General features: G+C 66.6%; 14 protein-coding genes and 1 pseudogene. 5 read left to right on the forward strand and 10 right to left on the reverse strand.

Going from position 1 to position 14,902, the window contains the following annotated elements; translation table 11 throughout:
• The first annotated feature begins 24 nt into the window (after window positions 1-24).
• Genes G6N43_RS18680 through G6N43_RS18690 form a run of 3 tightly spaced genes read left to right on the forward strand, consistent with a single transcriptional unit; the run spans window position 25 to window position 2,015 of the window.
• On the forward strand, window positions 25-402 hold the full coding sequence (locus G6N43_RS18680) for an ATPase (RefSeq protein ID WP_083149763.1): 378 nt from the start codon (window positions 25-27) through the stop codon (window positions 400-402).
• Window positions 402-1,712 carry a cytochrome P450 gene (locus G6N43_RS18685; protein WP_083149606.1) on the forward strand — a complete coding sequence of 437 codons (1,311 nt, stop codon included), beginning with the start codon at window positions 402-404 and terminating at the stop codon, window positions 1,710-1,712. Before G6N43_RS18680 ends, G6N43_RS18685 begins: the two co-directional genes overlap by 1 nt.
• Window positions 1,713-1,721: 9 nt before the next feature.
• A complete protein-coding gene (locus G6N43_RS18690; RefSeq protein ID WP_083149607.1) occupies window positions 1,722-2,015 on the forward strand; it encodes a hypothetical protein in 294 nt (97 codons plus the stop codon).
• On the opposite strand, the gene ppc is transcribed toward G6N43_RS18690, so the two are convergent.
• From ppc to G6N43_RS18720, 6 genes are all read right to left on the reverse strand, one after another.
• Window positions 2,012-4,801: a phosphoenolpyruvate carboxylase gene (ppc, locus tag G6N43_RS18695; RefSeq protein ID WP_083149608.1), complete on the reverse strand. Its 2,790-nt coding sequence runs from the start codon at window positions 4,799-4,801 to the stop codon at window positions 2,012-2,014. The two genes, G6N43_RS18690 and ppc, sit on opposite strands and share 4 nt — an antisense overlap.
• A 55-nt stretch (window positions 4,802-4,856) precedes the next feature.
• Window positions 4,857-5,093: a preprotein translocase subunit SecG gene (secG, locus tag G6N43_RS18700; RefSeq protein ID WP_083149609.1), complete on the reverse strand. Its 237-nt coding sequence runs from the start codon at window positions 5,091-5,093 to the stop codon at window positions 4,857-4,859.
• Between the two features lie 30 nt (window positions 5,094-5,123).
• Window positions 5,124-5,909 (reverse strand): triose-phosphate isomerase, encoded by a 786-nt coding sequence (tpiA, locus tag G6N43_RS18705; RefSeq protein ID WP_083149610.1) that lies wholly within the window; start codon window positions 5,907-5,909, stop codon window positions 5,124-5,126.
• A gap of 13 nt (window positions 5,910-5,922) precedes the next feature.
• The gene (locus G6N43_RS18710; RefSeq protein ID WP_083149611.1) at window positions 5,923-7,149 is read right to left on the reverse strand and encodes a phosphoglycerate kinase; all 1,227 of its coding nucleotides are present in this window, start codon (window positions 7,147-7,149) and stop codon (window positions 5,923-5,925) included.
• Window positions 7,150-7,154: 5 nt separating this feature from the next.
• Complete coding sequence (gap, locus tag G6N43_RS18715; protein WP_083149612.1) at window positions 7,155-8,177, reverse strand: type I glyceraldehyde-3-phosphate dehydrogenase; 1,023 nt, start codon at window positions 8,175-8,177, stop codon at window positions 7,155-7,157.
• Between the two features lie 72 nt (window positions 8,178-8,249).
• Entirely contained in the window at window positions 8,250-8,960 is a 711-nt protein-coding gene (locus tag G6N43_RS18720; RefSeq protein WP_083149613.1) for an ABC transporter substrate-binding protein, read from the reverse strand.
• Between the two features lie 163 nt (window positions 8,961-9,123).
• On the opposite strand from G6N43_RS18720, the pseudogene G6N43_RS31090 reads away from it, so the two are divergent.
• Together G6N43_RS31090 and G6N43_RS18730 are read left to right on the forward strand one after the other, a co-directional pair.
• Window positions 9,124-9,229 (forward strand): annotated as a pseudogene (locus G6N43_RS31090) (hypothetical protein); the annotation flags it as partial.
• 299 nt (window positions 9,230-9,528) lie between these two features.
• Window positions 9,529-9,918: a hypothetical protein gene (locus tag G6N43_RS18730; protein ID WP_083149615.1), complete on the forward strand. Its 390-nt coding sequence runs from the start codon at window positions 9,529-9,531 to the stop codon at window positions 9,916-9,918.
• Between the two features lie 75 nt (window positions 9,919-9,993).
• Here G6N43_RS18730 and whiA read toward each other — a convergent pair whose 3' ends face one another.
• Genes whiA through uvrC form a run of 4 tightly spaced genes read right to left on the reverse strand, consistent with a single transcriptional unit; the run spans window position 9,994 to window position 14,892 of the window.
• Complete coding sequence (gene whiA / locus G6N43_RS18735; RefSeq protein ID WP_083149764.1) at window positions 9,994-10,971, reverse strand: DNA-binding protein WhiA; 978 nt, start codon at window positions 10,969-10,971, stop codon at window positions 9,994-9,996.
• Window positions 10,968-11,990: a uridine diphosphate-N-acetylglucosamine-binding protein YvcK gene (gene yvcK / locus G6N43_RS18740; protein WP_083149616.1), complete on the reverse strand. Its 1,023-nt coding sequence runs from the start codon at window positions 11,988-11,990 to the stop codon at window positions 10,968-10,970. Before yvcK ends, whiA begins: the two co-directional genes overlap by 4 nt.
• Window positions 11,987-12,913 (reverse strand): RNase adapter RapZ, encoded by a 927-nt coding sequence (gene rapZ, locus G6N43_RS18745; protein WP_083149617.1) that lies wholly within the window; start codon window positions 12,911-12,913, stop codon window positions 11,987-11,989. Before rapZ ends, yvcK begins: the two co-directional genes overlap by 4 nt.
• Window positions 12,910-14,892: an excinuclease ABC subunit UvrC gene (gene uvrC / locus G6N43_RS18750; protein WP_083149618.1), complete on the reverse strand. Its 1,983-nt coding sequence runs from the start codon at window positions 14,890-14,892 to the stop codon at window positions 12,910-12,912. The genes rapZ and uvrC overlap by 4 nt, the downstream gene beginning before the upstream one ends.
• Window positions 14,893-14,902 lie beyond the last annotated feature (10 nt).

The raw sequence follows: 14,902 nt of genomic DNA on the forward strand, positions 1-14,902 counted from the left end.
CCCGCGTGTGGTCCAATGGCCGTCATGGCAGACAAGGGTGTTAGTAAGTCCGCCCCGCGCAGTGGACGGGAGCGGATCCAGAAACTGGCACAGGCTGCACTGAACGCCGACGTCACGGTCGAGCAGGTCGACACCATCCTCGAGGGACTGAGCGAGACGCTCGTCGACCTCGACAAGTCGACCGAGAAGCTCGACACGACGCTGGAGCGGTTCAACGAGACGATCAGCCGCATCAACGAACTCGCGCCGCGTCTCATCGCGATGGTGGACCGCCTCGAGGGCATCGTCGACCGTGTCGAGCGCATCGTGGGTCTCGGCGAATCCGTGATCTCTCCCCTGGCCGCGACCGAACAGGTGGTCCGCGGCGCGGTCAACAGGGTGCGCAAGACCACCGGTTTGTAGTGCCCCAGAGCGACCCGGTTCCGACGCCCCCGGTCGCCGAGGGCGTCGGGCTCCCGTGGGACGTGTCCGTCGACGACGCCGTTGCCACCATCGCCGCGGCACGCGCCCGATACGGAGACACCTTCGCCGTGCACAGTGGCGACGACCATTACCTGTTCACGTTCTCCCCCGCCGGTGTCGAGGCGTTCTATCGGCTCCCCGAGGGGAAGGCGAGTAAGGGCGTCGCCGACTACCTGATGCTGCGACGAAAGCTCCCCGACGAGATCTTCGACGGCAGACGCATTCTTCCGACGTCGTTGTTCCGCCGCGACGACGTCACCTCCTATCTCGCGAACCTCGACCGGTCGCTGATCCAGACGGTGGCCGAGCTGGGCGACGAGGGGACCGTCGATCTGTTCGCGCTCACCCGCCGTCTCGGGCACCGCATGGGCCTGGCGTCCTGGGCGGGACCCGGATGTAGCGAGGGAACCGCATTCGAGCGTGTGGTCCGGGCCTTCGAGACCCTCGACGGTTCGGATGCGTTCGTGCATCCCGACGCGATGGCAGCCGTCGCGGCCTCGGGCAAGCGGGCTGAGCGGGCAGCCCTCGAGGAGGTCGTCGCCGTCATCGAAACCTCCATGCGTACATCGGATTCCGGCGAAACGGATCTGTTCGGACGTATCGTGACTGCCTGGTCCTCGGAACCGGAAGATGTGCGGCTGCGCGGTATCGCGCTCGACGTCGCACTCATCCACATCGCCTCGATGTCCAACTTGATGGCCGCGCTCGGCTGGGCACTGGTCGACCTGCTCAAGCACCCCGAACAACGACAGCGCGTGGCCAATGGTGACCGTGACTTCGCTCAGCGGTGTGCGTTGGAGAGCACCCGGTTGGCACAGCGATCCATCATGTCGCGGGCAGTGCTGGCACCCGTGGACCTCGACACCGGCGACGTCGTCTACCGAGTACCCGCCGGCTGGACCATCGCCACGCTGCTACCGCTGCTCAACACTTCGGCGGCACCTGGCCTGGACACGTGGGACCCCGACCGTTGGCAGCGCCACCGTCTCGCCGACACGGTGGCCCTGCCGTCCCCCGTCCTCGTGACAGCGTTCGGACACGGTAAGCACTCGTGCCCCGCCCAGCCGTTTTCGCTCGCAGCCATGAGTGCGGCGATGATTCATTTGCTTGCCACGTACGACATGACGCCAGGGTGGCCGACGCACCCGCGACCGGTGCCGGCGCAGATCGGCGGGGTTGCGCGATCGGCGGATGCCTGTCCCGTCGCGTACACGCGGCTTCATCCGGCTTTACCCTCCACGGGCCGATAGGATCGCCGGATGTTTCGGATCGACGGGATCAACGGCGAGAGCATCGTGGTCGACGGCAACTGGGTCGAGAAGCTGCGGGCGAACACGTCGCAGGGACGCAACCCTGCCGATAAGTACTCGGGCACCGATATCAAAGAGATCAGCCGTCGCAAGAAGCTGTTCGGCGGTGAGCGGGAAGAACTGCTTCAGCTGACCATCAGCGTGGGAACGTTCTACTCACTGATCGTGCCCGCGGAGAAGCGCGCCGAAGTAGACGCGTTGATCGCCGCGCTCGAGAAGGCCCGCGACAGCGCGGTTTCCTAGCCGCTGTTGCGCAGGGCGGTCGCCAGGCCGCTCATCGTGAGCAGGATGCCGCGCTGCACCAGTTCGTCGTCATCGCCAGACCGGTAGCGGCGCAACAACTCCACCTGTAGATGGTTCAGCGGTTCGAGGTACGGGAACCGGTTGAAGACCGACCGCGCCAGCGCCGGGTTGTCGGCGAGCAGATCGTCCTGGCCAGTGATGAGCTTGTGCATCCGCAGCGTGCGCTGGTATTCGTCGACGATCTTGTCGAACACCCGCCGCCGCAACTGCTCATCGGAGACCAACTCGGCGTAGCGCGCCGCCAGCCCCATATCGGCCTTCGCCAGCACCTGCGCCATGTTCGACAACACGGTGCGGAAGAACGGCCACCGTTCGTACAGGTCCTGCAGGACCTCGAGGCGTCCGTCGCCCTCGTTGATCCAGCTCTCGAACGCCGTTCCGGTGCCGTACCACCCCGGCAACATCACCCGCGACTGGCTCCAGGCGAGCACCCACGGGATGGCGCGAAGATCGGAGATCGACGTGGTGGGCTTGCGTGAGGTCGGTCGGCTGCCGATGTTGAGCGCCCCGATCTCGCTGACCGGCGTCGACGCCTTGAAGTATTCGACGAATCCCGTTGTCTCGTGCACCAATTCGGAGTACGCCCGCTGCGCCCGAGCCGCCAGATCGTCGAGCACCTCATAGGCGGGACCGGCGGCATCACCGAGGCCCTCGATGTCCAGGAGCGTGGCTTCCAGCGTCGCGGCCAACAGGGTTTCGAGGTTGCGGCGGGCGGTCTGCGGCTCCGCGTACTTGGCCGCGATCACCTCACCCTGCTCGGTGATCCGGAGTGACCCGTTCACCGCGCCGGGCGGCTGCGCCCGGATCGCGTCGTAGCTCGGTCCGCCGCCGCGCCCGACGGTGCCGCCGCGACCGTGGAAGAGGCGCAACCGTATTCCCGTCTTGCGCGCGGACTCGACGAGGTCGAGTTCAGCGCGATACAGCGCCCAGTTCGCCGCGAGGTATCCGCCGTCCTTGTTGGAGTCGGAGTAGCCGAGCATCACTTCCTGGCTGTCCCCGCGTGCCGACACGATCGCGCGATACACCGGAAGGTCCAGTGCCTGTTCGAGAATCGACGAACCGCGCTGCAGGTCGTCGATGGTCTCGAAGAGCGGCACGATCCCGACCGGTGTGTAGGTGTGCGGCCCCGAGACGTCCAGTAGGCCGACCTCTTTGAGCAGGACGGCGGCCTCGAGCATGTCCGACACCGACTGACACATTGAGATGATGTAGTTCGGCACGGCCTGCGGCCCGAACACCCTGACGGCGCAGGCGGCCGCGGCGACGATGTCGAGTTCCTTGCGCGCCAACTCGGAGAGCTCGGCGCCGTCCCCGATGAGTGGGCGCCGCGTCGCCACCTCGGCCGCGAGCAACTCGACGCGATCCGGTTCCGGCAGCGACCGGTAGTCGGGATGCACACCGGCCCACGCCAGCAGTTCGGCGACGACCTCCTCGTGGACCTCGGAGTTTTGTCGCATGTCGAGACCGGACAGGTGAAACCCGAAGACGTGCACGGCTTCCCGTAGCCGCGACAGCCGATCGTCGGCGAGCACCGCGCTGCCGTTAGCGCGCAGTGAGTTGTCGACGATGTCGAGGTCGGCCAGCAGTTCGTCCGGCGTCTGGTAACGCTCGAGTCCGAGGTCGAGTATGTGTTCGGGTTGGCGGTCGAGGATCTCGCTCGCGGTGGCGGTCAATCGCGCGTGGATGACGCGCAGGGCCCGCCGGTATGGTTCGTCGGCGCGGGCGGGCTCATGGCACTGGTCCGCCAGCGCAGCGAGATCGTCGCTGATCTTCACTAGCCGCGCCGACATCGACAGCTCCTCTTCCAGCGCGGTGATCTCGTTGAAGTAGTGCTCCAGCGCCGTGTAGGCCGCACCGCCAGTCGCCAGCCGCACGACGTCGGCGGTGACGTTCGGGTTGCCGTCGCGGTCCCCGCCTATCCACGAACCTGGCCGCAGGATCGGCTCGTGCAGCAGGTCCGCATCGGGCCACCGGGACCGCAGCGCGTTGCGCACCTCGGCGTTGACCTGCGGCACGACCTCGAAGAACGCCGCGGGGTAATAGCGCAGGCCGGTCTCGATCTCGTCCTGGATCTTCAACCGGGACAACCGGATCAGTGCCGTCTGCCACAGGGTGAGAATGTTGCGACGTAACTCACGCTCGATCTCGCGGCCGTCGTCGGTGTGGTGATGGCCCCGCATGCGCAGCCGCATCAGCTGGGTGATTCGGTGCTGGGTGTCGAAGACCGTGCGCCGCCGCGTCTCGGTGGGATGCGCCGTGATCACCGGTGAGACCAGAGCACCTGCCAGCGCGTCGGCCACCGTCGCCGAATCGAGTTCGGCCGATTCGAGTTTGACATAGGTCGCGGCCAGGCTGCTGTCCTGTGGCGGCTCACCCGCGGCGACGTGGATCTGCCGTCTGCGCTCGCGGTGGATGTCCTCGGCGACGTTGGCCAACAGCGCGAAGTGGGTGAACGCCCTGATGACGGGGATGGCCTGGTGGATGTCGATGCCGTCGAACATGGAGGCCAGCTCGGCGCGGTCGATCTCGGAGCGTCGCACCCGAAACGATTCCACCCGAGCGCGTTCGACGAGCTCGAACACCTCTTCGCCGTTCTGCTCACAGACCGTCTCACCGAGGAGGGTGCCCAGCAGTCGGATGTCCTCGCGCATCGGCTCGGTGGCCTCGCGGCCCACCTTCGTGCGCCGTACCGCACCGATGGGTTCCAGTCCGCCGACCTCTGCCATGACCCCAGTATCGGCGCGACCGCCGTCGGCTGCAGGCCGAGGGCGCGCCGCGGGGCTAGACGCCGTACTTGATCTGCAGCGCGACGCCGATGATCGAGACCACCCAGATGCCGGTGACGAAGTACGTCAACCGGTCAAGGTTCTTCTCCACGACGGTCGAGCCCGACAGGCTGGACTGGACGCCGCCGCCGAACAGGGTCGACAAACCGCCGCCCTTGGCGCGGTGCAGCAACACGAGCAACACCACGAGCAAGCTGGTGACGATGAGCGTGATCTGCAGGGCAAGAAGCATGGGCGACAGCCTACAGGCCGGAAAGGACCCCTACGGCAACGGCCCACCAGCGGCGATGGCCGACAGGGTGGCGAACTGCTCACCATCCAGCGACGCGCCGCCGACCAGCGCACCGTCGACATCCTCCTGCGCGACGATCTCGCCGACGTTCTTGGCGTTCACCGAGCCGCCGTACAGCACCCGCACCCCCGCCGCGAGCTGCGGTGACGCCAGCGTGCCCAGCTCGTCGCGGATCGCCTTGCACACCTCTTGCGCATCTGTGGCGCTCGCCACCCGGCCGGTGCCGATCGCCCACACCGGCTCGTAAGCGATGACGGACTGGCCGATCTGCTCGGCGCTCAACCCGGCCAGCGACCCCCGCAGCATCTCGACATTGTGCTCGACGTGGTTGCCCGCCTCGCGGACCTCGAGCTGCTCACCGATGCAGATGATGGGGGTGATGCCGTGCCTGAAGGCGGCGGCCGCCTTGGCGGCCACCAGGGCGTCGTCCTCGTGGTGGTACGTGCGGCGCTCCGAGTGGCCGACGACGACGTAGGTGCAGCCCAGCTTGGCGAGGAACGCCCCGCTGATCTCACCGGTGTAGGCGCCCGAATCGTGCTGGGACAGGTCCTGCGCCCCGTACGTCAGGCGCAGCTTGTCGCCGTCGACCAGGGTCTGCACACTGCGCAGATCGGTGAACGGCGGCAGCACCGCGACGTCGACCTTGTCGAAGTACTTGTCCGGCAGCGAGAAGGCGATCTTCTGGACCAGCGCGATCGCCTCGAAGTGGTTGAGGTTCATCTTCCAGTTGCCGGCGATCAGCGGCGTACGGCTCATGGTCTAGCGCCTTTCAGTCGTCGAGCACGTCGATACCCGGGAGCGTCTTGCCCTCAAGGTATTCCAGGGAGGCGCCGCCGCCGGTGGAAATGTGAGAGAAGCCGTCCTCGGGCAGTCCGAGCTGGCGCACGGCAGCGGCCGAGTCGCCACCGCCGACGACGCTGAATGCGCCCTTACCCGTCGCCGCGATGATGGCCTCCGCCAGCCCCTTGGTGCCCGCCGCGAACGCAGGAAATTCGAACACACCCATCGGGCCGTTCCAGAAAATGGTCTTGGCGTTGGACAGCAGCGTGGTGAACCGTTCGACCGACCCGGGCCCGATGTCCAGGCCCATCTTGTTGTCCGGAATACGGTCGGCGGCAACGGTCTCCGCCGGCGAGTTGGCTTTGAACTCCTCAGCCACGACGATGTCCACCGGCAGGTGGATCACGTCGCCGTAGTCCTCGAGCAACTTGCGGCAGGTGTCGATCATGCCCTCTTCAAGCAGGGAGCTGCCCACCGAAACACCCTGGGACGCAAGGAATGTGAAGCACATTCCGCCGCCGATGACGACGCTGTCGGCCTTCGTCGCGAGGTTCTCGATGACGGCCAGTTTGTCCGACACCTTCGAGCCGCCGAGGACCACCGCGTAGGGCCGCTCGGTGGAGCTGGTGAGCTGTTCGAGCACCTTGATCTCGGCAGCCACCAGCGTGCCGGCATAGTGCGGCAGCAGGGTGGCCACGTCGTAGACCGACGCCTGCTTGCGGTGTACCACCCCGAAGCCGTCGGACACGAAAGCGCCCCCCGAACCGTCTGGGCCACCGACGAGTTCGACGAGCTGGCGGGCCAGTGCGAGGCGCTCGCCGTCGTCCTTGCTGGTTTCGCGGGGGTCGAACCGGATGTTCTCCAGCAGCAGGATGTCGCCGTCGGTCAGCCCCTCGGCACGTGCGAGCGCGTCGGTGCCGACGACATCGCCGGCCAACTGGACGTGCCTGCCGAGCTGCTCCCCCAGCGCCTTGGCAACTGGGGCGAGCGAGAACTCCGGCGACGGGCCGTTTTTGGGCCTGCCGAGGTGAGCGGTGACGACCACCTTCGCACCGGCGTCCGACAGTGCCTTGAGCGTCGGCACAGACGCGATGATGCGTCCCGGATCGGTGATGTTGCGATCGTCGTCGAGCGGGACGTTGAGGTCGGAGCGCACCAAGACGCCCCGACCCTCGACGCCCTCGGTGAGCAGATCGTCGAGGGTCTTGACGGCCATGACGACTAGAGCGACTTGCCGACGAGCGCGACCAGGTCGACGAGGCGGTTCGAGTAACCCCACTCGTTGTCGTACCAGGACACGGTCTTGGCCTGGTTGTCGATGACCTTGGTCAGGCCGGCGTCGAAGATCGAGCTGTGCGGATCGGTGACGATGTCGCTGGACACGATCGGCGCGTCGTAGTACTTGAGGATGCCCTTGAGCGGACCGTCTGCGGCCGCCTTGAACGCCGCGTTGATCTCCTCGGCGGTGGGCGTCTTCTTCAGCTCGGCGGTCAGGTCGGTGCAGGAGCCCGTTGGAATCGGCACGCGCAGTGCGTAGCCGTCGAGCTTGCCCTTGAGCTCGGGCAGGACCAGGCCGATGGCCTTGGCGGCGCCGGTCGAGGTCGGCACGATGTTCAGCGCGGCGGCGCGGGCACGGCGCAGGTCCTTGTGCGGGCCGTCCTGCAGGTTCTGGTCCTGCGTGTAGGCGTGGACGGTGGTCATCAGGCCCTTGACGATGCCGAACTCATCGTTGAGCACCTTGGCCAGCGGCCCGAGGCAGTTCGTGGTGCAGGACGCATTGGAGATGATGTTCTGGCTGCCGTCGTACTTGTCGTCGTTGACGCCGAGCACGATGGTGATGTCCTCGTCGCTGGCAGGCGCGGAGATGATGACCTTCTTGGCGCCGGCGTCCAGGTGGCCCTGCGCCTTGGCGCGGGCGGTGAAGATGCCGGTGGACTCGACGACGACGTCGACGCCGAGGTCACCCCAGGGCAACGCCGCCGGACCTTCCTTGACCTCGAGCGCCTTGATCTTGGTGCTGCCGACGACGATGGTGTCGTCACCCTCGAGGGTGATGTCCTCAGGGAAGCGGCCCAGGATCGAGTCGAACTTCAGCAGGTGCGCCAGGCTGGCGTTGTCAGTGAGGTCGTTGACCGCAATGATCTCGATGTCGGTGCTCTTGCCCTCGGCCTTCTGCGCTGCGAGGGCTCGGTAGAAGTTGCGTCCGATTCGGCCGAAGCCGTTAACGCCAACCCGGATGGTCACGTGTTTCTCCCTTTTTTGCCTTGATGCTCAGAGGTCAGCCTAGTGCTGTGACAGTCGACACGTGCGGGCTGGTCAGTGCACGGCCAGACTCTGGTCGGTATAGGGGTTACCCAGCCACTTTCGGCGGATCCGCTGCAGTGTGCCGTCGTCTTCCAATTCGGCCTGGGCGACGGTGATGCGGCTCAGGAGCGCCTGGTCGTTCAGGGGGACGGCGATGGCGATGTTCTCGACCGAGATGCCGCGCTGTACCACCTCGACGCCCGGGATCGGCTTGACGAGTTCGGTCAGCACGGGCGCGAGCTTCATGAAGGCATCGCATGCACCGGTGGTCAGGTCGGTCAGCGCGGTGCGGATGGTGCCGTAGTCGTAGACGCGGACCGCTTTGGCCTTGCCGTCGGCGACGAGCTTGTCGGCGATCGGCTGGCTGGTGTTGCCCTGCTGCACGCCGATGGTGAGGCCGTCGAGGTCGTCGATGGAGGTGACGTTCGGCAGGCGCCTGGTGTCGACGGCGAGTGACTGTCCGGAGATGAGGTAGGGCGGAACGAACTGGGCCTTGCGTTCGCGTTCGGGTGTGACGGTGGTGCCGGCGGTGACGCAGTCGTAATCCGTTCCGAGCCCGTCGAAGACGCCGTTGAAGTCGGCGTCTTTATAGGCGATGAATTCGACTGTGGCGCCGAGCTTCTTGGCGATCTCCTCCATCAGGTCGATGTCGAGGCCCCCGTTGTTCGGCATGCCGTTGAACGGCGGATCGGGAAAAGCCGCACCGACTCTCAGCGTCTCCATGGGTTTCAATCTTCGCCGAACATGGGTTTATTGCAAGCATTTTCGACTCGCGCTGCCACCCGTCCCCACTGACACGAGCAAGAATCTCACAGAACGCAGTAGACCCTGTGGATAACCGCAGGAGGAGTCCGCTTTGTGCCGTTACGATCAGGGTGTGGCCAGGATGGACGAGTTGGAGGCGCGAGTGGCTGCGTTGGAGGCCTCGCACGCCGACTACCGCGCCGTCCTAGCCGCGGTCAACGCGCTCGGCGCGAATCAACGCGAGCACTCGGTTGGCCTGGCGCGCGCCAGCTCCGAACTCGAAACCGTCAGGTCAGAGGTTGCGGCTGTCAAGACCGATGGCGCCGAACTGAAGACCGAAGTCGCGGCCGTCAAGACCGATGTGGCGGCGCTCAAGACGGATGTGGCCGCATTCAAGATCGAGTTCATCGACTTTCGGCAAGAAACGCGGGCGAACTTCCGGTCAGTCGACGAGCAGTTCGCCGAACTAAAGGATCTGATAATCGGCTTTCGCGACCGCGACCGTCCGACTGATTGAGTACCGCCCGTATTGGGCAGACTCTTCGCTATGGACGAACCATCGACCTGTGGCCAGGGATTGGCCAGCCGCTCCACTCTGGGCGCCAAGCTCGGCGAGTTGTTCGCAGCGCAAGCAACGATTCTTGAGACCCATGCAAGGGCACTCGACCCCGAAGACCTTCAGGCCAGACATGAACTCGATGCCTATGCGGCGCTGGTGGTTGCACACCGCGACATCGCCGATCGGTTGACGGCCCTCGCCGGGCAGATGGCCAGCTACCGACACCTACCCATGGCACCGCACGACGAAGCCGCCATGTCAGATACGGTGACACTCAGTGCGTTTGAGAACTTCATCCAAGCAGAGCGCGAACTCGCCACGCTTCTGCAGCAGCTGTCCCGAGGCGACCAGGACATGCTCGAGGAGATGACCGACTGACTGCCTCGAGTGCACGCTTATTTGCAGGCCTACTCGACGGATACGTACAACGAGCGTGCAGTCGGCGACAGAATCTCAGGCGTCTTCGAGCAGATCCGGGGTGACAGCCGACTCCGTATCGGGAATGCCTTCCTGCTTGGCCTTGCGATCGGCCATCGAAAGCAACCGTCGAATACGCCCCGCCACAGCGTCTTTCGTCATCGGCGGGTCGGCAAGGCGACCCAACTCCTCCAGCGACGCCTGCCGATGCTCGACGCGAAGTTTGCCCGCGGCGGCCAGATGGTCGGGCACCGTATCGCCGAGAATCTCGAGCGCCCGCTCCACTCGCGCGGCAGCGGCGACCGCCGCCCGCGCCGACCGCCGCAGGTTGGCGTCGTCGAAGTTGGCCAGCCGATTCGCGGTCGCACGCACCTCGCGACGCATCCGCCGCTCTTCCCACGTCAACCTCGTGTCCTGGGCTCCCATCCGCGTCAGCAACGCACCGATGGCCTCGCCGTCGCGCACCACCACCCGGTCCGCGCCGCGGACCTCGCGGGCCTTCGCACTGACCCCCAACCGTCGGGCCGCGCCGACGAGCGCCAGCGCCGCCTCCGGCCCGGGACAACTGACCTCCAGCGCCGACGACCGGCCCGGCTCCGTCAGCGAACCATGCGCCAAAAATGCACCGCGCCAGGCGGCTTCGGCGTCGGCCACGCTTCCGCCGACCACCTGCGCGGGCAGCCCCCGCACCGGTCGGCCACGCAGATCGAGCAGCCCGGTCTGCCTCGCGAGCGCTTCGCCATCCTTCGCGACCCGCAGCACGTAGCGGGTGTTCTTACGGATACCGCTGGCAGACAGCACGTGCACCACCGCGTTGTAGCCGTAGAGGTCGTAGATGTCCTTGCGCAGGCGCCTCGCGATGATGCCCAGATCGACCTCGGCCTCGACGACCACCCGCCCCGACACGATGTGCAGCCCACCGGCGAAACGCAGCAGTGAGGCCACCTCGGCACGACGAGCACTCACCGAATTGACCACCAGGCGGCTGAGCTCGTCTTTGACCTCGGCTGTCATCGCCACTGGTCGTCACCTCTCGGTCCGTTCGCTGTCGGTGTGGGCACAGTCGGCGCTGCGGGCGTCGGCGGCGCCGTCCCGCGCAACCTCACACCTTCCAGGGCCGCGGCCAACTTCGCCGGGTCATGTAAAGGTGTACCAGGTCTGGACACATCGGCAAACTCAACTTGGGCATCCAAAATTCTGGCGGTGCGGCGCAACTGCTCACGTTCGCGCTCACTGGGCACACGGCTCGCATCGACGATCACCTCGTGCATTGTGAAACCTGGCGCGTGCTGCGATAACACGTGGATATGCCGCTCCGCGGAGAACTCCGCCGTCTCCCCCGGTTCGGCGACCAGATTCACGACCAGAGCCCGCCGCGCCGTCGTCGCCTGCAGGGCCGCCGCGAGCTGCGGAACCAGCACGTGCGGGATGACGCTGGTGAACCACGAGCCTGGCCCCAGCACCACCAGGTCGGCGGCCATGATCGCATCGACGGCCTGGCGGGTGGCCGGCGGATCACCCGGTATCAGCCGCACCCGGCGCACCTGGCCGACGGTGGTTGCGATCGCCACCTGACCGCGGATCACCCGGCTCATCCGCGGGTCGGAATCCAGACCCGCAACGTCGGCCTCGATCTCGAGCCCCATCGGGCACATCGGTAACACCCGGCCGTGGATGCCCAGCAGGCGGCCGAGCTCGTCGAGCGCCGCGACCGGGTCGGCCAGCACCTCATTGAGACCCGCCAGCATCAGGTTGCCGATCGGATGGCCCGCGAGCGCACCGTTGCCCCCGAAGCGGTGCTGGAGGATAGTCGCCCACAGCCGGCCGTGCGGGCTGTCAGATGCCAACGCCGCCAGCGCCATTCGGAGGTCGCCGGGGGGCAGCACATCCAGTTCGCTGCGCAGCCGGCCCGAGGAACCCCCGTCATCGGCCACCGTGACGATGGCGGTGACGTGCGGGGAGAGTCTGCGGGCCGCCGACAGCGTCGCATACAGGCCGTGCCCACCCCCCAGGGCGACGATCCGCGGACTCATTCGCGGCCCAGATCCCGGTGCAGTACCCGCACCGTCAGGTCGTCTCCGCTCTGTAGCCGCGCCGCCAGCGCCTCGGCAATGGCGACGCTGCGATGCTTGCCGCCCGTGCAGCCGATGGCAACAGTCATGTAGCGCTTTCCCTCGCGACGGTATCCGTCGATGACGAAGTCCAGCAGTCGATGATAGGTCTCGAGGAACTCCGTCGCGCCCGGCTGACCGAGCACATAGTCCCGCACCGCCGGGTCCTGCCCGGTGTGTGGCCGTAGCTCGTCCACCCAATGCGGGTTGGGCAGAAAACGCACGTCCATGACCGTGTCGGCGTCCATGGGCAGCCCGTACTTGTATCCGAACGACTCCACGGTCACGTTCGTGTGCGCGACGGTCTCCCCGCCGAAGGCCCGCTCGATGCTCTCCCTCAGTGCGGGAACCGGCAGTGTCGACGTGTCGATCACCAGGTCGGCCGCGGCCCGTACCGGCGCGAGCATCGCCCGCTCGGCCGCAATGCCTTCTGCAAGTGTCTGATTGCCTTGTAGCGGGTGGCTGCGGCGGTTTTGCTCATACCGCCGAACCAGAATGTCGTCGGAGGCCTCGAGGAACAGCACCCGTGGGGTGATGTTGCGGGTGGCCAGCTCGTTGCGCACCCAGTCCAGGTCACCGGTGAACCCGCGCGAGCGCACGTCCATGACCACCGCGAGCTGGGTGATGCGCGACCCGGCCGCGAGCCCCAGCTCCACCATCCGCGCGATCAGCTCCGGTGGCAGGTTGTCCGCCACGTACCAGCCCAGATCCTCCAGCACCTTTGCGGCGGTGCCCCGGCCCGCGCCGGACAGCCCGGTGACCAGTACGACGTCAATGCCGGATTCAGCGCCATCGCCGGCGGGTGCGCCATCGTGGAGTTCTTCGTGCATGCCCTGATCTGTCATCCGGATGCTCTGCTCTGATCATCGCCGATACCCGTTGCGGACGGAGATGAATCGGGCGGGACTCCGAGCGCCTCCAGGACGGCCTTGGCGGTCGCGACCCCGATGCCGGGCACCGCGGTGATCTCCTCGACGCTGGCCTCTTTCAGCCGCGCCACCGATCCGAAGTGCGTCACCAGCGCCTTGCGGCGATGTTCGCCCAGACCGCGGATCGAATCCAGCGCCGACGCCGTCATCCGCTTGGACCGCTTGCTGCGGTGGTAGGTGATCGCGAACCGGTGCGCCTCGTCGCGCACCCGCTGCAGCAGATACAGGCCCTCGCTGTTGCGCGGCATGATCAGGGGGTCGGGCTCGGCCGGTACCCACACCTCCTCCAGCCGCTTCGCCAGCCCGATGACGGCGACGTCGTCGATGCCGAGATCGTCGAGCACCGCCTGCGCGGCATTGACCTGCGGGGCGCCGCCGTCGACCACGTACAGGTTCGGCGGATAGGCGAACTTGCGCGACTTACCCTCCGGCGCAAGCTCAGTCGGGTGTTGCATGTCGTGCAGGTGGCGGTAGAAACGCCGCCGGGTGACCTCCGCGATCGATGCGACGTCGTCGGAGCGGCCGTCGCCTGCGGCGCTCCTGATCGCATAGTGACGGTAGTCCGACTTCCGCGGGAGCCCGTCCTCGAACACCACCAGCGACGCCACCACATCGGTGCCCTGCACATGGCTGATGTCGACGCATTCGATGCGCAACGGCGCATCGGCGAGCCCCAACGAGTCCTGAATGTTCTGCAGTGCAGCGCTTCTCGCGGTGAAGTCGCCCGCCCGCTTGAGTTTGTGTTGCGCCAGCGCATCCTGCGCATTACGGCGCACGGTCTCGGCGAGTGCGCGCTTGTCGCCCCGCTGCGGCACCCGCAGCGACACCCGTGAGCCACGCAGCTGAGACAGCCAGGTCTCCAACTCCTCGGCGTTGTCGGGCAGACAGGGCACCAACACCTGCCGGGGCACCGGGGTCAACGACACATCCGCGGCACCGTCGAGTTCGGCTTGGTCGCCGTAGAACTGCGTCAGGAACTGTTCGACGAGGCGACCCTGACCGGATTCGCCGGGCTCCCCCGACTTTTCGACGATCCAGCCGCGCTGGCCGCGCACCCGGCCGCCGCGCACGTGGAACACCTGCACGGCCGCCTCCAGCTCGTCATCGGCGAAGGCGACGACGTCCGCGTCCGTGCCGTCGCCGAACACCACGGCCTGCTTCTCCATCGCCCGCTTCATCGCAGAGATGTTGTCCCGCAACCGAGCTGCCCGTTCGAAGTCGAGCAGTTCGGCCGCCTGGTTCATCTCCTGCTCCATGTCGCGGACCAGCCGGTCGGTCTTGCCAGCAAGGAAATCGCAGAAGTCGTCGACGATGCGCCTGTGCTCCTCGGCGCTGACCCGCCCGACGCACGGTGCCGAACACTTGTCGATGTATCCGAGCAGGCATGGCCGGTCGATCTGACTGTGCCGCTTGAAGACTCCCGCAGAGCAGGTACGCGCCGGGAACACCCGGGTAAGGAGGTCCAACGTCTCGCGGATGGCCCACGCGTGTGAGTAGGGCCCGAAGTAGCGGACTCCCTTGCGGCGCGCCCCGCGGTAGACCATCAGCCGCGGGTACTGCTCGTTCAACGTCACCGCCAGCACCGGGTACGACTTGTCGTCGCGGTATCGCACGTTGAACCGTGGATCGAATTCCTTGATCCAGTTGTACTCGAGTTGCAGCGCCTCGACTTCGGTGTTGACCACCGTCCACTCGACCCCTGCGGCCGTCGTCACCATCTGACGGGTGCGCGGCGCCAGGCCGGAGAGGTCGGCGAAGTAGGAGTTCAGCCGGCTACGCAGGCTCTTGGCCTTGCCGACGTAGATCACCCGGCCGTGGGGATCGCGGAATCGGTAGACGCCCGGTTCGACGGGAATCGACCCTGGGGCAGGTCGGTACGTCGCTGGATCGGGCACGGATTCCAGG

Source organism: Mycolicibacterium moriokaense, assembly GCF_010726085.1.
Taxonomy (GTDB): domain Bacteria; phylum Actinomycetota; class Actinomycetes; order Mycobacteriales; family Mycobacteriaceae; genus Mycobacterium; species Mycobacterium moriokaense.